General features: G+C 57.9%; 22 protein-coding genes. 11 read left to right on the top strand and 11 right to left on the bottom strand.

All coding sequences use genetic code 11. From position 1 onward, the window contains the following. Positions 1-11: 11 nt before the first annotated feature. From HRR99_RS12555 to HRR99_RS12545, 3 genes are all read left to right on the top strand, one after another. On the top strand, positions 12-1,595 hold the full coding sequence (locus tag HRR99_RS12555) for a DHA2 family efflux MFS transporter permease subunit (RefSeq protein ID WP_233121958.1): 1,584 nt from the start codon (positions 12-14) through the stop codon (positions 1,593-1,595). A gap of 143 nt (positions 1,596-1,738) precedes the next feature. After that, positions 1,739-2,422: a GNAT family N-acetyltransferase gene (locus HRR99_RS12550; protein ID WP_233121957.1), complete on the top strand. Its 684-nt coding sequence runs from the start codon at positions 1,739-1,741 to the stop codon at positions 2,420-2,422. Beyond that, a complete protein-coding gene (locus tag HRR99_RS12545) occupies positions 2,419-2,628 on the top strand; it encodes a hypothetical protein (protein WP_233121956.1) in 210 nt (69 codons plus the stop codon). The genes HRR99_RS12550 and HRR99_RS12545 overlap by 4 nt, the downstream gene beginning before the upstream one ends. A gap of 7 nt (positions 2,629-2,635) precedes the next feature. Here HRR99_RS12545 and HRR99_RS12540 read toward each other — a convergent pair whose 3' ends face one another. From HRR99_RS12540 to HRR99_RS12520, 5 genes are all read right to left on the bottom strand, one after another. Then, entirely contained in the window at positions 2,636-3,172 is a 537-nt protein-coding gene (locus HRR99_RS12540) for a hypothetical protein (protein WP_233121955.1), read from the bottom strand. Further along, complete coding sequence (locus HRR99_RS12535) at positions 3,172-3,711, bottom strand: hypothetical protein (RefSeq protein WP_233121954.1); 540 nt, start codon at positions 3,709-3,711, stop codon at positions 3,172-3,174. The genes HRR99_RS12540 and HRR99_RS12535 overlap by 1 nt, the downstream gene beginning before the upstream one ends. A 72-nt stretch (positions 3,712-3,783) precedes the next feature. Next, on the bottom strand, positions 3,784-4,803 hold the full coding sequence (locus tag HRR99_RS12530; protein WP_233123494.1) for a nickel/cobalt transporter: 1,020 nt from the start codon (positions 4,801-4,803) through the stop codon (positions 3,784-3,786). A gap of 182 nt (positions 4,804-4,985) precedes the next feature. After that, entirely contained in the window at positions 4,986-5,633 is a 648-nt protein-coding gene (locus tag HRR99_RS12525; RefSeq protein ID WP_112498649.1) for a DUF1007 family protein, read from the bottom strand. 94 nt (positions 5,634-5,727) lie between these two features. Continuing rightward, the gene (locus HRR99_RS12520; protein WP_111837519.1) at positions 5,728-6,621 is read right to left on the bottom strand and encodes a LysR family transcriptional regulator; all 894 of its coding nucleotides are present in this window, start codon (positions 6,619-6,621) and stop codon (positions 5,728-5,730) included. A 542-nt stretch (positions 6,622-7,163) separates the two neighbouring features. Between HRR99_RS12520 and odc2 the strand changes: the two genes are divergently transcribed. Together odc2 and HRR99_RS12510 are read left to right on the top strand one after the other, a co-directional pair. Next, a complete protein-coding gene (gene odc2, locus HRR99_RS12515; RefSeq protein ID WP_111837520.1) occupies positions 7,164-8,297 on the top strand; it encodes an ornithine/lysine decarboxylase in 1,134 nt (377 codons plus the stop codon). A gap of 250 nt (positions 8,298-8,547) precedes the next feature. Beyond that, positions 8,548-9,114, top strand: a complete 567-nt coding sequence (locus tag HRR99_RS12510) for a GNAT family N-acetyltransferase (protein WP_233121953.1) — start codon at positions 8,548-8,550, stop codon at positions 9,112-9,114. Between the two features lie 39 nt (positions 9,115-9,153). On the opposite strand, the gene HRR99_RS12505 is transcribed toward HRR99_RS12510, so the two are convergent. The 3 genes from HRR99_RS12505 to HRR99_RS12495 all read right to left on the bottom strand — a co-directional run bounded on the left by HRR99_RS12505 (position 9,154) and on the right by HRR99_RS12495 (position 11,852). Next, a complete protein-coding gene (locus HRR99_RS12505; protein ID WP_233121952.1) occupies positions 9,154-10,116 on the bottom strand; it encodes a 2-hydroxyacid dehydrogenase in 963 nt (320 codons plus the stop codon). 92 nt (positions 10,117-10,208) lie between these two features. Continuing rightward, positions 10,209-11,231 carry a LacI family DNA-binding transcriptional regulator gene (locus HRR99_RS12500; protein ID WP_062584379.1) on the bottom strand — a complete coding sequence of 341 codons (1,023 nt, stop codon included), beginning with the start codon at positions 11,229-11,231 and terminating at the stop codon, positions 10,209-10,211. 111 nt (positions 11,232-11,342) lie between these two features. Further along, a complete protein-coding gene (locus HRR99_RS12495; RefSeq protein WP_111837523.1) occupies positions 11,343-11,852 on the bottom strand; it encodes a MarR family winged helix-turn-helix transcriptional regulator in 510 nt (169 codons plus the stop codon). Between the two features lie 78 nt (positions 11,853-11,930). Here HRR99_RS12495 and HRR99_RS12490 point away from each other — a divergent pair, with 78 nt between their 5' ends. The 3 genes from HRR99_RS12490 to HRR99_RS12480 all read left to right on the top strand — a co-directional run bounded on the left by HRR99_RS12490 (position 11,931) and on the right by HRR99_RS12480 (position 15,153). Continuing rightward, positions 11,931-12,755 carry a creatininase family protein gene (locus HRR99_RS12490; protein ID WP_233121951.1) on the top strand — a complete coding sequence of 275 codons (825 nt, stop codon included), beginning with the start codon at positions 11,931-11,933 and terminating at the stop codon, positions 12,753-12,755. Positions 12,756-12,833: 78 nt separating this feature from the next. Further along, on the top strand, positions 12,834-13,943 hold the full coding sequence (locus tag HRR99_RS12485) for a CobW family GTP-binding protein (RefSeq protein ID WP_233121950.1): 1,110 nt from the start codon (positions 12,834-12,836) through the stop codon (positions 13,941-13,943). Between the two features lie 217 nt (positions 13,944-14,160). After that, the gene (locus HRR99_RS12480; RefSeq protein ID WP_233121949.1) at positions 14,161-15,153 is read left to right on the top strand and encodes a WD40 repeat domain-containing protein; all 993 of its coding nucleotides are present in this window, start codon (positions 14,161-14,163) and stop codon (positions 15,151-15,153) included. Positions 15,154-15,270: 117 nt separating this feature from the next. On the opposite strand, the gene HRR99_RS12475 is transcribed toward HRR99_RS12480, so the two are convergent. After that, on the bottom strand, positions 15,271-15,549 hold the full coding sequence (locus tag HRR99_RS12475) for a hypothetical protein (RefSeq protein WP_233121948.1): 279 nt from the start codon (positions 15,547-15,549) through the stop codon (positions 15,271-15,273). A gap of 260 nt (positions 15,550-15,809) precedes the next feature. Between HRR99_RS12475 and HRR99_RS12470 the strand changes: the two genes are divergently transcribed. Next, positions 15,810-16,973, top strand: coding sequence for a hypothetical protein (locus HRR99_RS12470; RefSeq protein ID WP_233121947.1), 1,164 nt, complete (start codon positions 15,810-15,812; stop codon positions 16,971-16,973). A 13-nt stretch (positions 16,974-16,986) separates the two neighbouring features. On the opposite strand, the gene HRR99_RS12465 is transcribed toward HRR99_RS12470, so the two are convergent. Further along, the gene (locus tag HRR99_RS12465; protein WP_233121946.1) at positions 16,987-17,673 is read right to left on the bottom strand and encodes an OmpW/AlkL family protein; all 687 of its coding nucleotides are present in this window, start codon (positions 17,671-17,673) and stop codon (positions 16,987-16,989) included. A gap of 423 nt (positions 17,674-18,096) precedes the next feature. Here HRR99_RS12465 and HRR99_RS12460 point away from each other — a divergent pair, with 423 nt between their 5' ends. Further along, on the top strand, positions 18,097-19,893 hold the full coding sequence (locus HRR99_RS12460) for a methyl-accepting chemotaxis protein (RefSeq protein WP_233121945.1): 1,797 nt from the start codon (positions 18,097-18,099) through the stop codon (positions 19,891-19,893). Between the two features lie 17 nt (positions 19,894-19,910). Here the strand turns inward: HRR99_RS12460 and HRR99_RS12455 are convergent, their stop codons facing one another. Continuing rightward, entirely contained in the window at positions 19,911-20,666 is a 756-nt protein-coding gene (locus tag HRR99_RS12455; RefSeq protein ID WP_233121944.1) for a gamma-glutamyl-gamma-aminobutyrate hydrolase family protein, read from the bottom strand. A 289-nt stretch (positions 20,667-20,955) separates the two neighbouring features. On the opposite strand from HRR99_RS12455, the gene HRR99_RS12450 reads away from it, so the two are divergent. Further along, entirely contained in the window at positions 20,956-22,062 is a 1,107-nt protein-coding gene (locus HRR99_RS12450; RefSeq protein ID WP_233121943.1) for a TRAP transporter substrate-binding protein, read from the top strand. Positions 22,063-22,383 lie beyond the last annotated feature (321 nt).

Raw genomic sequence — 22,383 nt, 5'->3', positions numbered from 1 at the left:
GAACCAAGATCATGGCGGCAACAGCCAGCATGGCGGTGGGCACAGCCCCCGCCGCCGATCCCCCGATGGATCGCAGACGCCTCATCGCCTTCTTCGCGATGGTGTTCGGCATGTTCATGTCGATCCTCGACATCCAGATCGTGTCCGCTTCGCTGGCGGAAATTCAGGCGGGCCTTGGTGCCGGTTCCGATGAAATCGCCTGGGTGCAGACATCCTATCTGATTGCGGAAGTCATCATGATTCCGCTGTCGGGAACGCTTGCGCGCATTCTCTCCACGCGGGTGCTGTTTGCCACCTGCGCCGCAGGCTTCACCATTTCCAGCGCCCTGTGTGCGACCGCGACGAACATCGACCAGATGATCGTGTACCGCGCCATACAGGGCTTCATAGGCGGCGGCATGATCCCATCCGTCTTTGCCGCCGCCTTCACCATCTTTCCGCCCTCCAAGCGGGCGGTGGTGTCGCCCATCATCGGGCTTGTGGCAACACTGGCACCCACCATCGGCCCGACGGTCGGTGGCTACCTCTCCAATGCCTTTTCCTGGCACTGGCTGTTTCTAGTCAACATCATCCCCGGCATCATCGTCACCTTGGTGACGTGGAACTTCATCGATTTCGACAAGCCCGAACGCTCCTTGATGAAGAAGTTCGACTGGTGGGGCTTGCTGTCCATGGGCGTCTTTCTGGGCTCCATGGAATATGTGCTGGAAGAGGGCAACAACAACGACTGGTTCAACGACAGCCACATCGTGCTGGGCACGCTTGCCATGGCCATCGGCGGCATCGTGTTCTTCTGGCGCGCCTTCAAGGTGGATTTCCCGGTCGTCGACCTGAAAGCCTTTGCCGACCGGAATTTCTCCATCGGCTCCCTGTTTTCCTTCGTCATGGGCATCGGTCTTTATGGGCTGACCTATATGTATCCGCTCTATCTGGGGCGTGTGCGGGGTTACGATGCGCTGATGATCGGCGAAACCATGTTCGTTTCGGGTCTAGCGATGTTCTTCACCGCGCCAATTGCGGGCAAGCTGTCCACCAAGCTTGATCTGCGCATCATGATGGTCATCGGCTTCATCAGCTTTGCCTCCGGCACATGGATCATGACCTATGTGACCGCCGACTGGGACTTCTACGAGCTGTTGATCCCGCAGCTGCTGCGCGGCTTCGGACTGATGATGTGCATGGTGCCGATCAACAACATCGCGCTCGGCACCCTGCCGCCTGCCCGCATGAAGAACGCGTCGGGCCTCTTCAATCTCACCCGTAACCTCGGCGGCGCAGTGGGTCTAGCCATCATCAACACCCTGCTCAGCCAGCGCACGGACGACCACTATGTGCGCATTGCCGAACACGTCAATTTCGGCAACCCGGCAGCACTCGAGTGGATGAACAGCGTCGGCGCCAACTACGATTCCTACGGCCTCGACGGCGCATCCGTCGCCGTCAAAAAACTCGTCGGCGTCGTCTCGCAACAAGCCTGGCTGCTGGCCTTTGCAGACGTCTTCCTGCTGCTGACCTGCCTCTTCAGTGGCCTCATCTTCCTCACCGTCCTGATCAACAAACCCAAGGCCGCACCACCACCCGACGCCGGCCACTGATTTCCCCATCCACCGCAGCGCCAGAGGGTCGCCAGAAATGGCGGCCCTTTGTTTGTGGGTTACCCACGCTCGACATCCAATCGGCCTGTTGTCTTTGCTCCCTGCCTGTCTTAAGTCTTTTCCGTCATTTTATGAGGAAAAGAATGCGCGATCTTAGCCAGTTCAAAGGATGTCCAGCCCCACAGCCCGTAACGCTGGAGGGGCGTTATGTGACCGCTGTGCCGTTTGATCGGGCGCAGCATCTGGAAAAGCTGTGGGACGCGCTGGGTGGTCTTGGCATCAATGATCTGCTCAAATATTTCCCGCAGGACGGTTTTCTCAATTCGCAGGCTTTTGGCGACTGGATCGACGGGGCGCAGAGCGCCTTTGGCTGGGTGACACTGGTTTTCATCGACAATGCCACGGGTGACGTCGTTGGTATGGCGAGCTATATGCGACCGGACCCGAAGAACGGGGTGGTCGAGGTCGGCTCGGTGGCGCATGGCATCAAGATGAAACGTTCGCCGCTTGCTACCGAAGCGCACTACCTGATGGCGCGACATGTGTTCGATGATCTGGGCTACCGCCGTTACGAGTGGAAGTGCCACAACGAAAACCAGCCCTCCAGGGCGACGGCCAAGCGCTACGGCTTCATGTTCGAGGGCGTCTTTCGCCAGCACATGGTGTCCAAGGGCGGCAACCGCGATACGGCGTGGTTCTCGATGATCGATGGCGAATGGCCGCTGATCCGTCAGGCTTTCGAAGCATGGCTCGCACCGGACAATTTCGACGGTGACGGTGTTCAGAAGCAGAAGCTGGAAGACATTCGCGCGAGGTTGACCGCATGACCGGCAAAAGCAACAGCGCCTCTGCCATCGCCGCCATCGCCATTCTGGTCGGCTTCGGCCTGCTGTTCTTCATCATGCCCACTATCACGCTATGGCTGGCAGAACACTACTCGGTCTGGGTCGCCGCTGTGTTCGACGTGGTCGCAGTGCTGGCGTTCTTTCTGGTTTTCTGGCTCAGGGCGCGGTATCAGCGACGTAACCCTTAGGCAATGCTCATATCTTAAGCGTATAACCGATTGAGAGACCGTAAAACGCGCCTGAGAGGAGTGCGCTGATAGCTGACGCCTTGAAGTGTCGATCGGCCGAATTCACCGAGACGTAGTTATCTGCTGCAGTCAAGAGCACGAAGGGTACAATGAGCAAAGCAGCGGCCACGGAGCCGAGTATCGCGACGGAGCCGAAGACCGCTATGATGAAAGCCAGCACGGCACCTCGTGCGATGAGGCTGCGGTCCACTCTGAAATGAGCCCGGATAGGCTGACTCAAGCTCGAATCCTCACCGCTATCTTCTGGTAACGCAGACGCTAAGTAGAATTTGCGAATGTAATATTCGATGACCATCCCGATGAGAAATGCAAGGCCGAGACACATGCTAACGATAAGCCATCGTTTGCCATAGGTGGAAATAGGCTGAAGGTTGCCATTGTAAACTGCGTGCCCGAAAACAACACCGAGAGCTTTGCAGGCAATTGTGCCAAACTTCGCAGCATTTTGTTTCGTCAGGAGACGATCTACCAGGGGCGCCGCCATCAAGAGAAAAATCCGAATAACAGGGCTAGAAAGAAGCCCGACAAAGTCCAGCCAATCACGCCCTCAATGCCGTAGCCCGTGCTCGCATCGAAGAAATTAAAGATGCCTTTTGCGATCCAGAGAAACAACCCGATCGTGAAAGCATGTGCGGCCCATTCCCCTGATACAAATAACATCCCGATCAAACACACGATGACCAGCGGCACGACGATAGCGATTTTGATCCGCCGATATTCCTCGTCCGTGCGGTTGCCTTTAAAGCGCCGTTCGACTGACGAGCGGACTTGTTTGGATGCCAAATCGATTCTGAAAAAAATCGGAGCATTGGTCAATCTGGCGAGGAGGTAATCTGTCATCAGGCCTGCGATGAAGGCTGCGCAAAGGCATGCCGTGATCAAAAGCCAAAATTTGCCATAGCTCGACAACGGAAGACTTGCGTCGAAAACGGCAAGGCCCAGAACAATACCGAGCGATGCGCTGGCAATTGCGCTGAACTTGAAAGCATATTGTTTCACTGATCGATGACTGACCACAGACACCCACACTCCTACTTCTTAACTGAAGCACAACCTAGGGATTAATCGGCAAAATTGGTAGCACGAAATCGCTGCCTACGCCTGAAGCGAGGCGCCCAGTAGGGCGAGGCCCATCAGCAGCACGAACAGCGCGCCCGCGATTTCTATGCCGTGTGTGATGCGGGATGCTCTTTTGCTGCCGGTTCCGGCGAAGCGGACGGCGATGTCTTTGGCTTTGACGGCGAGGCAGGCCAGTAGCGAGACGGTGATGGCGGTGCCGATGGACATGGCGAGGACCGAGAGTACGCCGCCCATCAGCAGGCCATTGAGGATCGAAAAGCTCATGACGATAATGGCGCCGGAGCAGGGGCGAAGGCCGACGGCGATGATGGCGGACCATGCTTCGTGAAGGCTGAAATCCTTGCCCCGCAGAAGCGATGGATCGGGCGCGTGGGCGTTGCCGCAGGTGGTGCAGATATCCCCAGTGCCACTTTGGTCGTGATCCGGGAAGACCGGCTTGCCCTGAAAGCGTAGGCCGCTGCCCATGCCGGTGCGCATGGGGCTGGCGTCCATGGTTGCGGTTTCTATCGCCGGGGCGGCATATTCCACTGAAAGTGCCGGGGCAGGGCGGGTCAGCAGGCTGTGCAGCTTGCGGAACAAAAGCCATGCGCCGAACAGCGCAACCATGGCAAAGCTGGCGATTTCCATCGTCTGCGTTGCTTTGGTCATGGTGATGGAGGTGCCGCGCAGCACCAGATAGGCGGCGCCGACGAGTGCTATGGCGACCGCACCCTGAATGATGGCCGAGATGAACGAAATCAGAATGCCGCGCTTCAGCTGCGTTTCATTGGCAATCATATAGGAAGAGATCACGGCCTTGCCGTGGCCGGGGCCAGCCGCGTGGAAGACGCCATAGGCAAAGGACAGCCCGATCAGCGAGGCCAGCGCCCACGGGTCTTCCCGCATCGCCTTCAGCGCGCCGGTGAGGGAGCGGTAGAACATCTGCTGATGAACGTTGATCCACTGGAAAAGGGGGCCGAGCGGCCCGCCGACGGAGATGGATGGTTCTGCCGAGCCGATGCCGAGGGGGGATTGGGCGTGGGCGTTGGTGATCATCAGGACAAGTAGGGCTATAGTGGCGAGAGCTAAGCCGATCACCCTTGCTCCCTCATTCCTGTGCTCGTCAAAGGAATCCAGCCAGCCCAAGTCTTTGGGCTGAAAAGAGTCTTCCTGCCGCGCAGATGCGCGCCAGCTGGATTCCTGTGACAAGCACAGGAATGAGGAGAGTAAGGAGACCCTCAGCATGACAATTCCAGCCGTGTCGCAAACAGCTTGGTCATATCCGTGCCGGTGGGGTCGTTGAAGAAGGCGTCGGTGAGGTTGTTTTGGTTCTGGGCGATGATTTCGTCCGGGTCGGGCCTGACGACCTTGTGTTTGCAGGCCGCCAGATGCGGGCCCTTGACGACGATGTCGGTGTCCTTGGCGAAATCGATTGCCGTATACATGGTCGGGTCCCACGCGCCGAAGCTCAACAGGCCCTTGATGGGCAGAGGCTTTTGCGGCTTGACGGAGAAGAACATCAGCACCTGATTGTCCTTGTAATCGACATGGATGGTATCAGGCTTGCCGAAATCGACGGCTTTGCCGTTGAGCGTAATGAAGGTGTAATAGGAAAATTCGGCCAGCGATTCATGGACCGTGTTGCCGATTTCGGCCAGTTCTTCCTTGTCGAGCTTGGCGTCGCTATTCTTGTCGTAGTCCAGCACGACGCTGGCCGAGAACATCTCGTCGAAACGCCAGATGTTGCGCACTTCCTGAATGTTGCCATCGGAGCCTTCGATGATTTCCATGCGGGCTTCTGCGAAGATATGCGGATGCGCGAAGGCGGTGAGGGGTGCAAGGCAGGCGGACAAGCATGCAGCCAGTGGGACGATGACGTTTTTCATGGATGCTGTCTGTCTCGATTGTTCGATGTGTGTTTCTGATTCTAGCGCGAATTGGGACCGAATTTCGGCTTTGCGCCCTATGGCGCATAAAAGCTCACTCGTATGTCTTGAACCAGTTGGACAGGTAGTCCACGAAGCTGCGGACCTTGGCGGGCAGATAGCGGCGGTGCGGATAGACCGCATAGATGCCCCGGTCTCGGGAAATGTAGTTATCGAAAAGGGTCACGAGTTCGCCTGATTGTATGGAGGGCTTGGCGATGAAATCCGGCACGATGGCGACGCCGAGGCCCGAGCGGGCGGCACGCAGCGTGGCCTGCGGACTGTTGACCTCGAGAGGGCCGGTGATGGCCACCGAATTGGTGCCGCCGCCGGGTTCGAAATAACGGATGTGATTGTGGAAGCGCGAGTTCGTATCCACGATGCAGGGCACCTTGGCCAGATCCTGCGGGGTATTCAAAGGGCCATAGCGCTCCACGAAATCCGGTGTGGCCACGGCATAGACGCGAAAATCGGCAAGCTTCTTGGCGATCATGCCGGAATCTTCGAGCTTGGTGATTCGGATCGCCATATCGAAGCTTTCTTCGATCAGATCGACGAAACGGTCCTCCGCGACGATCTCCAGCGAAAGCTCAGGGTTTTCCTTGGCGAAATCGATGAGGCTCTGGCCGATTTCGGCATCGATGAAGGTGCGGGGCACGGATATTCGCAACTTGCCTTTCAAATCGGCATTCTTCTCGCGCACGAGATCAGCGAGATTATCGATTTCCTTCAGGATATCGGAGGCCGTGCGGTAGTAGGTGTGGCCCGCCTCGGTCATGGAAAACTGACGGGTGGTGCGGTTGAGCAGCAGAGCGCCGAGATCGTCCTCCAGCTCGCGCACATATTTGGACAACAAAGCCTTGGAACGCCCGGTTTTGCGGGCGGCTGCGGAGAAACCCTCCGCCTCGACCACATCGATGAAAGCCCGGATGCGCGTGAGAGTGTCCATCGAAATCTCCTGTTCGTTCCACATAATTGAACGCTTGGGGCGCATCGTTCAAGAATAAAATGGTCTGCCAAAAAAATCCGCAACATGATGAAAAATTCCCTTGATTGTTACAGCGAATATTCTTATCTCCCGGTTGCCCAAAGTCGCACGTGCCCATGTGTGTCCGCCGGACCCTCGATGTGGTGAGGAGTTTGGTAAGGTACCTGGAATTAACCCCTCCAGTCGCTATTCCGGCCAACCGGGAAATGCGAGGACATACGAAGCAACGACGGTGCGGGCCTTTCTGGTTCTCTTCCGGCTTTCCATCAGCCGGGGTACTGAAGAGGCACACCATCATTGCCGTAAGTGCGGTTGGGGATGATTCCCGCCAATCCCATGGCAGACAAAGCCGAATAATGCTCCTGGCAGGGCGTTGTTCACATTTGCGCCTTGAGCGTATGCAAATGATTCTGCGCCTCCACCGGCTGAATCGTTCTGCATATCTTGAGCGCCCTTTGTCCTCCGGACTTTCCCGGAGTCGGAACATTCGAGGGAATACAACGATGACGACTGCACGCATCCTCGACTTCATCAAGACACGCCGCCCCGAAGGCCCATGCCTCGTGGTCGATCTTGACGTCGTGCGCGATAATTTTCACGCGTTCCGGCATGCTCTGCCAAACAGCTCGATCTATTATGCCGTCAAGGCAAACCCGGCACCTGAAATTCTCAAGCTGCTGGCTGGCATGGGCTCCAACTTCGATTGCGCCTCCGTGGCTGAAATCCAGATGGCGCTCGATGCCGGTGCGACCTCCGACCGCATCTCTTTCGGCAACACCATCAAGAAGGAACGCGATGTTGCGCGCGCCCATGCGCTCGGCATCGATCTCTTCGCCGTGGACAGCCATGAGGAAGTCGAAAAGGTTGCCCGTGCAGCCCCCGGCGCCCGCGTATTCTGCCGCGTTCTGACCGATGGTGAAGGCGCCGAATGGCCGCTGTCGCGCAAGTTCGGTTGCGTGCCGCAGATGGCTGTCGATGTACTGGTCTATGCCCATCAGATGGGTCTGGAATCCTACGGCGTGTCTTTCCATGTTGGTTCGCAGATGATGAACCTCGACGCATGGGATGCTGCTCTCGGCGATGCAAAGCGCGTCTTCGCGTCGCTGGCCAAGCAGGGCATCCACCTACAGATGGTCAACATGGGCGGTGGCTTCCCAACGAAGTACCTGCGCGACGTGCCTGCTGCCGAAGAATATGGCCATGCCATCGACACGGCGCTGCGCAAGCACTTCGGCAACCAGATTCCGAAGACCATCATCGAGCCGGGTCGCGGCATGGTCGGTAATGCCGGTGTCATCAAGGCGGAAGTCGTGCTTGTTTCGCGCAAGTCCGACAACGACAACCACCGCTGGGTGTTCCTCGACATCGGCAAGTTCGGTGGTCTGGCCGAAACGATGGACGAAGCCATTCGTTACCCGATCCGCACCGAGCGTGACGGCGACGAGATGGAGCCTTGCGTTCTGGCAGGTCCAACCTGCGACAGCGCCGACGTGATGTACGAGAAGAACATGTATCCGCTGCCGGTCTCCCTGACTATCGGCGACGAAGTTCTGATCGAAGGCACGGGCGCCTACACGACCACCTATTCGGCGGTCGCCTTCAACGGTTTCGAGCCGCTGAAGTCCTATGTGATCTGAATGGCTGATGCCTGTCTGGGGGCAGGCGACAGTCTTTAGGATCCTCCCGTTCCGGCTTGGCCATCCGCGCTCAGGCGCAAACCCTGCTTGCCGCACCTCTGTCCAGTTGAGGATAAGGCGTGGTCTGGCGGGCCGGAACGGTCTCACTTTTTTTATCGCATGTCGTTATCGCAAAACCGCTCAACAGCTTTGCGCGACATGCTTTCATTCAGGTGCCGCTATGTGGGCGGCTTGGTGACGGGAGGCCGAAATGGCCGCTGTTCTCAATTCTGTACGTGCATTTTTCACGCCACAGACATTTCAGATCGATGTTGAAAATCCGGGCGACGTGGTTGCACGCGAGAGCCTTCTCGACCGCGTCATGGGCGCTGGCCGCCGCCGCAAGTCTTCCGAAAAGCTGCGCGCGGGCCGCGTTCCCGCCGAAGGTCTGGCCCTGGTTGCGCGTGACGAAGACGGCCATGTCATCGGCACCGTGCGCCTGTGGAGCGTTCAGGCTGGCGTTAGCCGTGAAGGCCGTGCCATCGAAGCGCTTTTGCTCGGGCCGCTGGCTGTCGATTGCATGCATGAAGGCAAGGGTATCGGTTCTGCGCTGATGCGTGCGGCGATCGCCGAGGCTGCCCGCCGCGACCACGGCGCGATCCTGCTCGTCGGCGACGCGCCGTACTACGAACGCTTCGGCTTTTTTGCGAGCCACACCCAGCATCTGGTCATGCCTGGCCCATTCGAGCGTTCGCGTTTTCTGGCGCTGGAACTGAAAAGCGGCTGGCTCGCAGGTGCGGCCGGTATGCTGGTGGCAAGCGGCCGCAAGCTTTCCTGAGAGATTGAGTTGGTACGTCAAGGGGGGATGGCTGGGCCATCACCCCTTGACGGGCGTTTCGGGCACCGGTGTCAGCACCTTGCCGTCGTTGACCCATCCCAACACGTTGTCCACGACCAGATCGGCCATGGCGTTGCGGGTGGGCACTGACGCCGAGGCGACGTGGGGCAGAAGCGAGACATTGGGCAGCGAGAGGAAGCTTTCCGGCACCTTTGGCTCTTCGTAGAACACATCGAGACCCGCAGCACCCAGCGTGCCATCCTGAAGGGCTGTCAACAAGGCATCCTCATCGACGCTGTAGCCGCGACCGACATTGATGAACACGCCGTTTGCGCCTAGCGCAGACAGGATCTCGGCATTGATGGCCTTGTGCGTTTCCGGCGTGCCGGGCACGATGCAGATCAGCACATCGACGGCCTGCGCCATCTCCTTCAGCGAGGCATAATAGGTGTAAGACAGTTCGGCGCGTTTGCTGCGGGTGTGATAGCCGATTTCGACCTTGAAGGGTTCGAGGCGCTTGGCGATTTCCTGACCGATGCGGCCCATGCCGAACAGGCCAACCTTGCGGCCCCGCAGTGAAAAGGGCGAGAGCGCGAACGGCCCTTCGGACACCCATTTGCCTTCGCGAAGGTGGGTTTCGGCCTGATAGAAACGGCGCAGCGTGTTGATCAGCAGCGCAATCGTGGTGTCGGCGACCTCGTCGTTCAAAACGTCAGGCGTGTTGGTGACGATGATGCCGCGCGATGCCGCATGTTTCACATCCACGCCATCATAGCCGACGCCGAAGTTGGCGATGACCTTTAGGTTGGGCAGCGCGTCCATCCAGGCGGCGTTGAAGCCGCCGGTGACGGCGACAGCCGTGATCCGCTTTGCGTCATCGGCAGATAGCGAAGGCTCTGGCCCTGCCGGCGCTTTCACCACCTCGACCTTGCCTTCGAAGCGCTCGAGAACGCGCGGGTGAATTTTGCCCGGAACGAGAACGACGGCTTTGCTATCTGACATGCTTTGGTATCCTCCTGCTATGCATGAGGCCAAGCTAGACGATCATTTCAAAAAGCGGAACCCGCATTCGAAACAACAATGGGGCCAAAGGCTCAACTGCGTGGAATGCAGGGGCTGGTGGACTGGCGGATGCGCATTTCCGGCTTGATGAGGTGAATGCCATCAGGCTCATGGCTGCCCGCCAACCTGTCCAGCAGGGCGCGCGCCGCCAGCCGCCCGACTTCCGCCTGACCGTTGGAAACGGTTGTCAGGGCAGGGGTGGCGATGGCTGCTTCCTCTAGATCGTCATAGCCGGTGACGGAGATGTCCTTGCCGGGAACGAAGCCCGCGCGGGAAATGCCGTTCATCAGGCCAATAGCGACGAGGTCGTTCCAGCACACGGCAGCGGTTGGCTTTTGCGGCAGCGACAGGAAATTGACGGCAGCTTCGAACCCGCCTTGTTTAGAGCGGGCGCCGGGAATGCGCAGGTTTGGGTCAACCTCGATGCCTGCCTTGCGCAGGGCATTGACGTAACCCTGATAGCGGTCGCGACCGGTCGATGTCTGGTCCGTTCCGCCCACCATGGCGATGGTGCGGTGGCCAAGGCTGATCAGGTGGTTTGTCGCCAGCGAAATGCCATAGCTGTCATCGCCCCGGAAGGTCGGCATATCCACGCCGTCCATGGAGCGCGCCACGAGAATGGCGGGCATGCCGTTTTCTTCGGCCAGCGTCATATCTTCCAGTGGCGTGCCGATGGCAGGCGACATGATGATGCCGTCGCTGCCCAGTTGCAAAAGCGTCTCGATGAAGGTGCGCTGCTTTTCTACGGAATCGTAATGGTTGGACAGGATGAAGGTCTGTCGGCTGCGGTCGAGCTCGCTTTCGATGGCCTTGAGAATTTCGCCGTAGAACGGGTTCATCACATCGTGGAAGACGACGCCGATAATGCCGGAGCGGGAGGTGCGCAGGCTGGCGGCGCGGCGGTTATAGATATAACCCAGCGCGCGGGCCTGCTCCTTGATCTTCTCACGCGTATCGGCAGCCACCAGCGGGCTGTCGCGCAAAGCGAGCGAAATCGTGGCTGTGGAAAGCCCGAGGCTTTCGGCAATGGTGGAAAGTTTGATTTTTTGCGCCACGGTCCCCTCCTACGGTCACGCATGCCGTCAAAACGACATTTAAATTGTGACTAAACAATTTAAATAAAACGCGCAACTGGTTTTAAGAACCGAGATTATGATCTCAAAATTTTAATCGATTAGCTCCTGCGACTGCAAATTCGTGTCGATGGTGCGCAGCAGTTTCACGACGGTTTTGACCTCCTTGGCGGACAGTCCCTCCATGGCGCGGGCGTTGCAATCTGCCAGCGACGCGTGAATGTGCTCTACGCTTTTGAGGCCCGTCTCTGTCAGTTTCACCATGGTCAGGCGGCCGTCTCCATCACCGGCACTGCGTTCGACAAAGCCTTGCGCTTCCATGCGCCCGATGGTGCGGGTCATGGTCGGAGCCTTGACGCCGAGCTTCTGGGCGATCTGGCCGGGCGACATGCTGCCTTCCTGCGCGAGCGCAAGGATGACGCCATCCTGACCGGCATAGAGCCCGCTTTCCGCCAGGTTGTGGCTGAGCGCGGTGCGCATGGAGCGGGCAGCCTGCGTAATGCTCTGCGCCAGCTCGTCCGGGCCGAAGGGCAGATCCTTCTTCTTGCCGGTCTTTGCCTTCTTGGCAGACTTGTTCTTTTTGGCCAGCTTATCCTTGCTCATCAGCAAATGCCTTTTCTGAGATCACGGAACGGTTATATGTTCTTGTAACACTTAACGAATGCAGGCGCGGATCGCCAGATGTCTGACACATATACGCATATTCACGACAATAACGTAACAGCGCCGTCGCAGCCGCAAAATGATGCGATCGTGGTGCTGCCTCTGGGCGCGCATGAGCAGCATGGACCGCACCTGCCATTCGAAACGGATACGCTGATCGTAGACGGTATCGTCGAGCGTTTGCGACAAGCGCTGCCCGCCGATGCGCCCTTTCACTTCCTGCCCGCCGAGCCTGTGGGTTATTCCATAGAACACATGGATGTACCGGGCACGAACACGCTCGCCTTCGATGAGGCTGTGCACCGGTGGCTCGGCATCGCCGAAGCACAGCACAACAAGGGCATCCGCAAATTCGTGATGCTGAACGCGCATGGCGGTAATTCTCCGCTGCTGACCATCGTGGCGACAGAGGCGCGTGTGCGCTTTGGCATGCTGGCGGTGGCGACGAGCTGGACGCGGTTCGGCATGCCGGAGGGTGTCATTTCGCCTGATGATAAAGCCATCGATATTCACGGCGGCGACATCGAGACATCGGTGATGCTGGCGCTGCAACCGCAACGGGTGCGGATGGACAAGGCCGCGAATTTCACTTCGAAACAGACTGAGTTTGCAAAGCGTTTCACGCATCTGCGTGCCTACGGGCCGCATGCTTTCGGCTGGCGTATGTCCGACCTCAACGCCCAAGGTGTGGCGGGCAATGCCGCAGCGGCGAGCGCGCAGAAGGGTGAGGCCATCATTGCCCATTCTATCTCTGGTCTGGTGGCGCTTTTGGAGGATGTCAGGGCCTTCGACATGAATTTGCTTGAAAGTACGGATCAAAAAACTTCGGCAGATTCTCTTTGAACTCATTCCGCCAGACGCCTATATGAACGGCAACGCTTTCAAGGCCGCATTGCGGCTCATCTCCTTCAGAGGTTTCTCATGACCGAAGCAGCAACAACCAAAAAGCCCATTCCAGTTACCGTGTTGACGGGCTATCTGGGCGCGGGCAAGACCACGCTTCTCAACCGCATTCTGTCCGAAAATCACGGCAAGAAATACGCCGTCATCGTCAATGAATTCGGCGAGATCGGCATCGACAACGATCTGATCGTGGAATCGGACGAAGAAATCTACGAAATGAACAATGGCTGCGTCTGCTGCACCGTGCGCGGAGACCTCATTCGCGTTGTAGAAGGCCTGATGCGCCGCCCGGACCGTTTCGACGGCATCATCGTCGAGACCACCGGCCTTGCCGATCCTGTGCCCGTTGCCCAGACCTTCTTCATGGATGACGATGTGCGCGCCAAGACCGAACTCGACGCCGTGGTGGCGCTGGTGGATGCCAAGCATCTGCCGCTGCGCCTGAAGGACAGCCGCGAGGCCGAAGACCAGATCGCATTTGCCGATGTCGTCATCATCAACAAGACCGACCTCGTGACGCCGGAAGAACTGGCCCGCATCGAAGACATCGTGCGTGCCATCAACCCGTCTGCCCGCATCTACAAGGCGACCCGCTCCGGTGTCGATCTTGCCCGCGTTCTGGATCAGGGTGCGTTCAACCTGGAACGTGCGCTGGAAAACGACCCGCATTTCCTAGAGCACGGCCATGACGACCATGTCTGCGGACCGGATTGCGACCATGACCACGGACATGACCACCACCATGACCACGGGCACGACCATCACGGTCACGATCATCATGACCATGATCATGGACACCACCATCATGGCGAAGTGTCAGCGATCCATGATGTGACCGTTCAGTCCATCTCGCTGCGCGGCGGCGAAATGAATGCAGAACGGTTCTTCCCCTGGATTCAGAAGGTGACGCAGACCGATGGCCCGAACATTCTGCGCCTGAAGGGTATCATTGCCTTCAAGGACGATGCGGAACGCTACGTGGTGCAGGGCGTGCACATGATCATCGAAGGTGATCACCAGCGCGCCTGGAAAGAAGGCGAAAAGCGCGAAAGCCGCCTGGTGTTCATCGGTCGCAATCTGGACCGTGAGAAGCTGGAGAACAGTTTTAACGCGTGCGTTGCTGCTTGATGCTTTAGGCCCTTGCCTTCGTCATCCCGCACTTGATGCGGGATCCAGTGCGATCAAGTCCTTGATCGCAAAAGACTCTTCAAGCCGCGCAGACGCGCGGCTGCTGGACCCCGGCTCAAGGCCGGGGTGACGGAGAGTGGGGCGGGTGCCTTCCATGTCTTGGGCCGACCAAGGCAGAAACGACATTCACGAATATAAAACGAAAGACCACTGACCCATGCCCACCGTTGCCCCTCTTGACCTCGAAGGCCACGTCGTCGCGACGCATTTTCTGGGTGATATTCCGCTTTTTGCCGCAGCCTCCGGCAATATTCACCGGCTGGATGGCGGGGAGAAAGTTATGGAGGCGCATAAGGGTCTGCTGACCTGCGTGCGTGATCCGCACAGTGCGACGCTTCTGACCGGCGGCGAAGATGGCAGGGTGCTGCGGATTGGCCATGACGGTTCGGTGAGCGAGCTTGCGCATGTGCCGCGTAAATGGATCAGCGTCGTTGCCGGTGGCCCGCAGAATGCGGTGGCCTATGGCGTCGGCAAATCCAGTTTCGTGCGGTTGAACGACGGCACCACCAAGGAATTCAAGGAAGAGCGCACGGTGGAGGCGATTGCCTTTGCGCCGAAAGGTCTGCGCATTGCCGCAGCCCGCTATAATGGCGTGACCCTGCACTGGGTGGCGAGTGCCGGTGATCCGATCGATCTGGATTGGAAGGGTGCCCATACGGGCGTGACGTTCTCGGCAGATGGGAAGTTTCTGGTGACGACTATGCAGGAAAATGCGCTGCATGGCTGGAAGCTGGACGCGGTCAAGGGTGGCACGGATGCGCGCCACATGCGCATGACCGGCTATCCGGCCAAGGTCAAATCCATCTCGTGGTCGCACAAGGGCAAGTGGCTGGCATCTTCGGGCGCACCGGCTGCCATCGTCTGGCCGTTTGCGGGCAAGGACGGCCCGATGGGCAAGGCGCCGCTGGAACTCGGCACCCGCGCCAACATCATGGTGACCAATGTCGCGTTTCACCCGGCGGATGAGGTTCTGGCCATCGGTTTCGCCGATGGTATGATTCTGGGCGTGCGATTGGCCGACCAGAAGGAGGCGCTGCTGCGTCGTCCGGGCAAGGGAGCGATTACCTCCATGGCGTGGAGCAATACCGGCAATCTGCTGGCCTTTGCGTCTGAAGCAGGCGATTGTGGTATCGTCGACATTACCGTCTGATCCCGAGGGAACTGCCAAAAAAAGGGGAGCTTTTCAGCCCCCCTTCCGCAAGATTTCAGCAGAATGAATTAGCCTTTAGCGCCGTGCGTTAGGTCAGGACGCACGAGGGACAGCACGCTAGTGGCGACGCTTCTTCTTGTTATAACCACCACGGTCGTTATCGTTGTTCAGGGCATCGACCGATGTCTTGTTGCCATTGAGAATACCGCTCAGAACACCCGTCTTGTTACCGGACAGGACGTTGCCCACGCCAAGATTGAGGTTTGGCGAGACGTTGACGAGGCCGCCTTTGTTGCTGTTGCCGCCGAGAAGGCCGCCAAGCAGACCCCCGGCATGGGCCGAGGCCATGGAAGCAACGGTCAGAGCGACAGTAACACACGCTATTTTAGTCAGCATTTCTCTCTCCTTTGATCTGTAAACATCGCCGTCTGGCGTGTTTTGAAAGTACAATTAGGAGAATCTAATGCAAGCATATGCTAATGTTATAATAAACCGTTAATATTAACATATCCAAGTTGATTCAAATGCTTGCTTGCTGGGCCCGAGGTCCTGACGGGCGGTCGTATGTGTGTTTTAACCCAAAGCCGAGTTTGCCAAGCAAAACTCGTTAACCATCTATCTATAAGATATCTCTCAATTAGATTTCGGAGATATTGATGCTCTTGCGCTTTGCTCTTGCGGTGCTGATGTGCAGTGTTTGCGTGCGTACGGCAAGCGGCGAACCCACCGTGACCTATGAGGCCGAGACCAGTTACGACACCAATTATTTTGGCGACACCAACCGCGTCGCGGCCATGAGCCTGCGCACGGGCCTTGGCTTTGAGGGCGAGATCGAGCGCGAAGGCACCAAATTCGGTTATTCCTTCCATCATCAGGAGGTTTTCGTTCCCAAATACCGGTTCGCCGATGAGCACAATAGCTGGGTGAACTTTACCCTCAGTCGTCAAATCTCGGAAAAGCTGGAATGGACTGCGCAGATGCGTGGCACGCGCAGCGATGCTGGCGACATCGATTATATCGATGGCGGTAAAACCTTTGGCTTCCGTCGTCTGGACCATAAGATCGACCTATCGACGGCAGCCACGCTGGATGCGTTGGGCGGGAAGAGCACGCTCACCGCGAGCTATACCAATCTGATGAAGGGAAAGGCGCGTTTACCCCAAGGGTTTGAAACCCGGATCGATGCCAACGAAGCGTTGCTTGGCCTCAAAGCCAGCCACGTCAGGGCGCTTGCCGGTGGGGAGGCCGGGGTGACGTTTGCCTATAATGCCAGCCTGATACCGGAGCGGCAGCGGGAGGCGGACCTCTATCTGCGTTTTCCTGCGACCAACATGCGCGGCTCGCTTGCCTATGGGCGCACGTTCGGTGACAGGCTTACGGTTCTTATGGAGGCGGGACTGACGACGATTGCAGGTGATGAGGTCGGCAATCAGGTCAAGCGCACGCGTCCCTATCTGCGTGCGGAAGCGGAGTGGAAGCTCGACGACAGACTTTCACTGGGCGCAGCCTATTCAAGGGACTATGCGCTCTATGATATCGATGACCCACTGGGTGAATACCAGCGTCGCTGGAAGGCCGTCATCAAGACCAAGCCGACGAAGTCGCTGACATTCGATCTTGCGGTGGAACGGAGCCATAAGGACTGGATCTTTTACGACTACAACAGCGGCGAAAGACGGCTGGTTGCAACGCTGGGGCTGGATGCCGGGCATGATCGCAAGATCGAAATCGAGTTTGCACGCCTGCTGCATGACGAACTTGACACTGCTGACGCTTATCGCGGCAGCAGTGTCTCGACCCGTTTCAGCGGCAGTTTCTGACCGGCATGCCCGATCAGAATCGGTAGGTGACTCCAGCGCCGATCAGCCATGGATCGAGCTTCGCTTTGCCGCTGACGGGCGTGCCGTTGAGGTCGGCGCTCCATTTTGTTTCGAGGAAGATTTTCTTCACGTCGAAATTTACGCCCCAGTTCTTTGTCACCATGTAGTCGAAACCGACCTGCAAGGCCGCGCCGAAATCGTTCTTCACATCGAGATTGGTAAAGCCGTTCTTTTCGGACTGGTTGTAGAACAGCGAGTAATTCACACCCGCACCGACATAGGGCTTGAAGGCGCCGAAGTTGGTGAAGTGATATTGCAAGGTCACGGTCGGGGGCAGAAGCCAGGTCTTGCCGACATCGATATCGCCGATGGAGCCGGTGGTTTTGATCTTGGAGAAGGTCGTGCCCAGTATGAGTTCGGCGGCGATGTTATCGGTGAAAAAATAGCTGACATCGAACTCGGGAATGACTGTGTCTGAGTAGGCGAGGCCAGCACCTGCGACACCATCGACCGAACCGCTATCATGCGTGATGACGCCAAGGCCACGCACGCGTAGCATCCATGCGCTGGACGCAGCAATCGCCTCTTCTGCCGTGGGTGCCGGTGCAAAGGGCGCGAGGTCTGCGGCGTTAAGGGCCGCTGGCAGCGACAGGCAAAGGCTGGTTGCCAGCAAGGTGACGGTGCGAAATTTGGCGAACATGTCTCTCTCCTTGATCAATCCAGAGAGGCGCTTTGGTCTTCTTTTCATAAAGCAAATCCGCAGGCCGCATCTCTTCGTGGCCAATAAGCATGGGCGCAAGCGGTGTGATTTGAGACAGATCAAAGGTGAAAGTAAAAAACAGAGCGTGAAAGCAGGAATTTTGGCCGTCGGTATTTTAGATAATTAGACTATGTTAATCATTATGTGTCTCAGAAAATATTAATCAAAAATATACGCGTATAGTAAATGCTCCGTAAAACGCAGTCTTTGCAGATTTGCACGACCTGTCCCTGAGATGAACTCGGGTGGAATGCATCATGAGCATTCTGGCAGACCTTTACGACGGTACTGCCATCGTCAAGACACCGCGCCGCACATCGGCGCGCTCGAAATTCCCCCGTTCTTCTTTCTGGATCGCTTGCCATGAAACTGACTATCTCGGCCATCGTTACCGCCAGCGGCGTCGCACTCGCAACTGGCATTACGTTGACGTTGCTAATGGGTGCTTACGCACTCGACACGCTAAAGGTGAATGGCCCGATCTATCAGGAGATCATCGACAGCAAGGACCTGATTGCTGACATCCTGCCGCCGCCGCTCTATCTGATCGAGACCTATGCTCTGACCAATGAGAGCGCGCTTGACGGTGGCAGGCTTGCGAAGAATGTCGAGCGGATCGAAGTTCTCAAAGGGCAGTATCAGGAGCGTCGCGAATACTGGAAGACGACGACGCTTCCCGATGCGCTGAAGGAGAAATTGCAGAATGACGTGCTGATCAAGGGCGATGCGTTCTGGAAGCTGCTGGATACCGACACGCTGCCAGCCCTGCAATCCAAAGACCCTGCCCGGATCACCGCATCGCTGCCGGCGCTGAGCGCCAGCTTTCACGCGCATGAAGATGCCGTGAACCAACTTGTGGATATGGGCACGATATACGGCAAGCAGAAGGAAGTTGATGCGGCAGCGCAGACCTCGTTCCTGCAAAACACCAATTACACGCTTGGCGGGCTCCTGATCGTTCTCTCCATTGCCGCCACTATTTTCCTGCGACGCCGGGCCATTGCGCCGATCAACGAGATTACCGGCTCCATGACGCGCATGGCGGGTGGCAATCTGGACGATGCGCCGCCGCATTTGCAACGGCACGATGAAATCGGCGCGATGGCCCGCGCACTCTCGATTTTCCGGGATGCCGGTCTGGCCAAGCGTCAGCTCGAAGATGAGGCCGAGCAGTCCCGCATTGCCACCAACCGGGAGCGCGAAACGCGTGAGAAGGAGCGCATAGCCGAAGCGGACGCCCTTCGCTTTGCTATTGAGCAACTGGGCCGTGGTCTCAACAACCTGTCCAATTGCGATCTTCGCTTTACGCTGGAGCGGCAATTCGAGACGCTTCGTGGCGATTTCAACGCCACCGTTACACGGCTGCAAACCACGCTCGGCACGATCATGCATGAGGCCGACCATTTGCGCCAGCAGGGGCAGGAAATGAACGGTGCCGCCAACGACCTTGCCCGCCGCACCGAGCAGCAGGCGGCCGCGCTGGAAGAGACGGCGGCGGCGCTGGAAGAGGTGGCCACCACGGTCAAGACATCGACGGCGCGGGTCAACGACACGCGCGACCTGGTCAAGGAAGCGCGCCGCTCCACATCGCAATCCTCCGATGTCGTCGGTGAAGCGATTGCCGCCATGCAGCGCATCGAAACCGCAGCCAGTGAAATCAAGTCGATTGTTAGCACCATCGACGAGATCGCGTTCCAGACCAACCTGCTGGCTTTGAATGCGGGCGTGGAAGCAGCCCGTGCCGGAGACGCGGGCAAGGGATTTGCGGTTGTGGCGCAGGAAGTGCGCGAGCTCGCCCAACGTTCTGCCAAAGCCGCGCGCGAAATTCGCGACCTCATCGGCAAATCGGGAGAACAGGTGGAAAGCGGCGTGAAGCTCGTGCAATCCACCGGCAGCGCGCTGACCCAGATCGAAAATTTCGTCTGCCGCATCGACGCCAATGTCGACAGCATTGCCACCGGCGCGCGCGAACAATCCACGGGGCTTCAGGAAATCAGCACCAGCGTCAACACGCTGGACCAGATGACCCAGCAGAACGCAGCGATGGTGGAGGAAACCAATGCGGTCAGCAAGACGATTGCTGACGCTACATTATCGCTGTCTGCCATGGTCGGCCAGTTCCAGCTGGAACCCGGGAACGCCACGCGGCAGGCTGCGTAACTGGGCTGTTACTGGCCTCAAGCCTTGGTTGCTTGATAGGCACGCACTGCGTTACCAAAGGCCTCGAACAATGCGCGTGACGGGGCATCCGTTTGCGCCCAGTATTCCGGGTGCCATTGGACGCCGACGGCAAAGCCTTTGGAATCGATGACCGAGACGGCTTCGATGGTGCCATCCTCGGCCGTCGCCTCTACCTGAAGCCCGGGGGCGGTTTCCGCGATGGCCTGGCGGTGCAGGGAGTTGATCTGCACCTCGCCTGTTAAGCCGAGATGCTGGGCAATACAGGAGCCCTCTCGGACAAAGACGGGCTGGCGAATGGCAAAGGCCTTATCCCGGTCGATATCATGAGGTTTGCGGTGGTCCCAAATGCCGGGCTGTTCCTGAATTTCGCTGGCAAGCGTGCCGCCCAGCGCGACGTTGAGTTCCTGAATGCCGCGACAGATGGCCAGCATCGGAATACCGCGATCAATGGCGCGACGGATGAGCGGCAGGCTCGTGGCGTCCCGGCCGGGGTCGAAAGGGCCGTCGCTATCCTTGGCTTCGACGCCGTAAAGGGACGGGTGAACGTTGGTGGCAGAGCCGGAAACCAGCAGTCCATCCACCCGGTCGAGAATGGCATCCACATCGTTTCCAGCTTCGAAGGCCGGGATGATGAAGGACATGACATCGGCCACTTTCAAGGCGGCGGCGAGATACTGCGTTTGTGCCGCGTGCCATTCCGCGCCATCCAGATGGCGAATATCGGCGGGGATGGCGATGATGGGCTTGGACATGACGGCTCCGGCGTGAATCTGCTGCCTGTTTTGAAACCGCAAAACCTGTTCGTCAAGCGCCCCGATCCAGCAAAATTGCGCACGGCCTTCGCCTAAAGTATAGGGATGCTACTGTATATTTCGACTGATTAAAAATATTGATCTGAACTGCCCGACAACAGGGCTTCCCGGGCATTTTATTCTTGGCTGTCCTGCTTGTCAGTGGCCCGGGCTCGTGCTTTCCTCTCGCTATGCCAGATAGCGGAGGGGAAATCGGCTATTGGCGAGCTTCATATCTGGGAGGATATTCATGGATCGTCGTTCATTCATCAAAAAAGGTGCTGTGTCCGGTGCGGGCGTGGCCGCCGCAACCGTTCTGGCCGCACCCGCCATCGCGCAACAGGCGGCTAAGGTCACGTGGCGGCTGACATCGTCATTTCCAAAATCGCTCGACACGATTTTCGGCGGCGCGCAAGACATCGCCAACCACGTCAATGCTGCGACCGACGGTAATTTCAACATCCAGATTTTTGCCGCGGGCGAAATCGTTCCCGGCCTTCAGGCGGCGGATGCCGTGTCGTCCGGCACCGTCGAGATGTGCCACACCTGCTCCTACTACTATGTCGGCAAGGACCCGACCTTCGCCATCGGCACGGCTATTCCTTTCGGTCTCAATGCGCGCCTGACGAATTCCTGGTTTTATGAGGGCAATGGCAACAAGCTGCTCAACGAGTTCTACGCCAAGCACAATCTCTACGGCATGATTTCAGGCAACACGGGCGTGCAGATGGGTGGCTGGTTCCGCAAGGAGATCAACACCGTCGAAGACTTCAAGGGCGTGAAAATGCGCATTGCCGGTCTGGCTGGCAAGGTGGTCGAAAAGCTTGGCGTGGTGCCGCAGCAGATTGCCGGTGGCGATATCTATCCGGCACTGGAAAAGGGCACCATCGACGCTGCGGAATGGGTGGGGCCCTATGACGACCATAAGCTGGGCTTCCAGAAGGTCGCGAAATACTACTACTACCCGGCCTTCTGGGAAGGCGGCCCTGTCATTCATTCTTTCGTCAATCTGGACAAGTGGAACAGTCTGCCGAAACAATATCAGGCCGTCTTGCAGGACGCATGCGCCTTCGCCAACACCAATATGATGGCGAAATACGACGCCAAAAACCCGACCGCGATCAAGCAGATCGTGGCAGAAGGCGCAACGCTGCGGCCCTTTAGCCAGGATATTCTGGATGCCTGCTACAAGGCGGCGTTGGAGGTTTACGCTGAAATCTCTGCCGTCAATCCTGACTTCAAAAAGGTCTATGAAGATCAGGTGGCCTTCAAGCGCGAAGGATATCTGTGGATGCAGCTCGCGGAATACACATTCGATACCTTCATGATGATCCAGCAGCGCAACGGCAAGCTCTGAACGACACCAACCGCAGGTGAGACTCGAACCCGGATCGAAAGGTCCGGGTTTTTGCGCTTTATAGTTGAAATTCGCTCGACAAAGTCAGTGGGCAATTTATGATAACAGCGTTCAGAGCAAAAGCAGCTAACGTCCTACCAGCAGGACGTATCGGCGGTGACGGGCCCCGCCGACCGTGGTAACGGCCTTGCTCTCGAATCGTGGAGGTGATGCGATGTGGAAACCACTGAGCATTACGTTTTTGATTAGGAAAAACCGGACAGGCTGGTCATTGACTGTCCGGCTCAATTTCTAGCAAGAACAAACGGAAGGCGGGGGTGC

Origin of the sequence: Agrobacterium vaccinii, assembly GCF_021310995.1 — a bacterium.
Lineage (GTDB): Bacteria > Pseudomonadota > Alphaproteobacteria > Rhizobiales > Rhizobiaceae > Agrobacterium > Agrobacterium vaccinii.
This window is presented reverse-complemented; position numbering and strand designations above follow the sequence as displayed.

Coding starts and splice junctions, on each gene's coding strand:
- HRR99_RS12555 (WP_233121958.1), top strand. CDS start 12: ATGGCGGCAACAGCCAGCATGGCGGTGGGCACAGCCCCCGCCGCCGAT.
- HRR99_RS12550 (WP_233121957.1), top strand. CDS start 1,739: ATGCGCGATCTTAGCCAGTTCAAAGGATGTCCAGCCCCACAGCCCGTA.
- HRR99_RS12545 (WP_233121956.1), top strand. CDS start 2,419: ATGACCGGCAAAAGCAACAGCGCCTCTGCCATCGCCGCCATCGCCATT.
- HRR99_RS12540 (WP_233121955.1), bottom strand. CDS start 3,172: ATGGCGGCGCCCCTGGTAGATCGTCTCCTGACGAAACAAAATGCTGCG.
- HRR99_RS12530 (WP_233123494.1), bottom strand. CDS start 4,803: ATGATCACCAACGCCCACGCCCAATCCCCCCTCGGCATCGGCTCGGCA.
- HRR99_RS12525 (WP_112498649.1), bottom strand. CDS start 5,633: ATGAAAAACGTCATCGTCCCACTGGCTGCATGCTTGTCCGCCTGCCTT.
- HRR99_RS12520 (WP_111837519.1), bottom strand. CDS start 6,621: ATGGACACTCTCACGCGCATCCGGGCTTTCATCGATGTGGTCGAGGCG.
- odc2 (WP_111837520.1), top strand. CDS start 7,164: ATGACGACTGCACGCATCCTCGACTTCATCAAGACACGCCGCCCCGAA.
- HRR99_RS12510 (WP_233121953.1), top strand. CDS start 8,548: ATGGCCGCTGTTCTCAATTCTGTACGTGCATTTTTCACGCCACAGACA.
- HRR99_RS12505 (WP_233121952.1), bottom strand. CDS start 10,116: ATGTCAGATAGCAAAGCCGTCGTTCTCGTTCCGGGCAAAATTCACCCG.
- HRR99_RS12495 (WP_111837523.1), bottom strand. CDS start 11,852: ATGAGCAAGGATAAGCTGGCCAAAAAGAACAAGTCTGCCAAGAAGGCA.
- HRR99_RS12490 (WP_233121951.1), top strand. CDS start 11,931: ATGTCTGACACATATACGCATATTCACGACAATAACGTAACAGCGCCG.
- HRR99_RS12485 (WP_233121950.1), top strand. CDS start 12,834: ATGACCGAAGCAGCAACAACCAAAAAGCCCATTCCAGTTACCGTGTTG.
- HRR99_RS12480 (WP_233121949.1), top strand. CDS start 14,161: ATGCCCACCGTTGCCCCTCTTGACCTCGAAGGCCACGTCGTCGCGACG.
- HRR99_RS12475 (WP_233121948.1), bottom strand. CDS start 15,549: ATGCTGACTAAAATAGCGTGTGTTACTGTCGCTCTGACCGTTGCTTCC.
- HRR99_RS12470 (WP_233121947.1), top strand. CDS start 15,810: ATGCTCTTGCGCTTTGCTCTTGCGGTGCTGATGTGCAGTGTTTGCGTG.
- HRR99_RS12465 (WP_233121946.1), bottom strand. CDS start 17,673: ATGTTCGCCAAATTTCGCACCGTCACCTTGCTGGCAACCAGCCTTTGC.
- HRR99_RS12460 (WP_233121945.1), top strand. CDS start 18,097: ATGAAACTGACTATCTCGGCCATCGTTACCGCCAGCGGCGTCGCACTC.
- HRR99_RS12455 (WP_233121944.1), bottom strand. CDS start 20,666: ATGTCCAAGCCCATCATCGCCATCCCCGCCGATATTCGCCATCTGGAT.
- HRR99_RS12450 (WP_233121943.1), top strand. CDS start 20,956: ATGGATCGTCGTTCATTCATCAAAAAAGGTGCTGTGTCCGGTGCGGGC.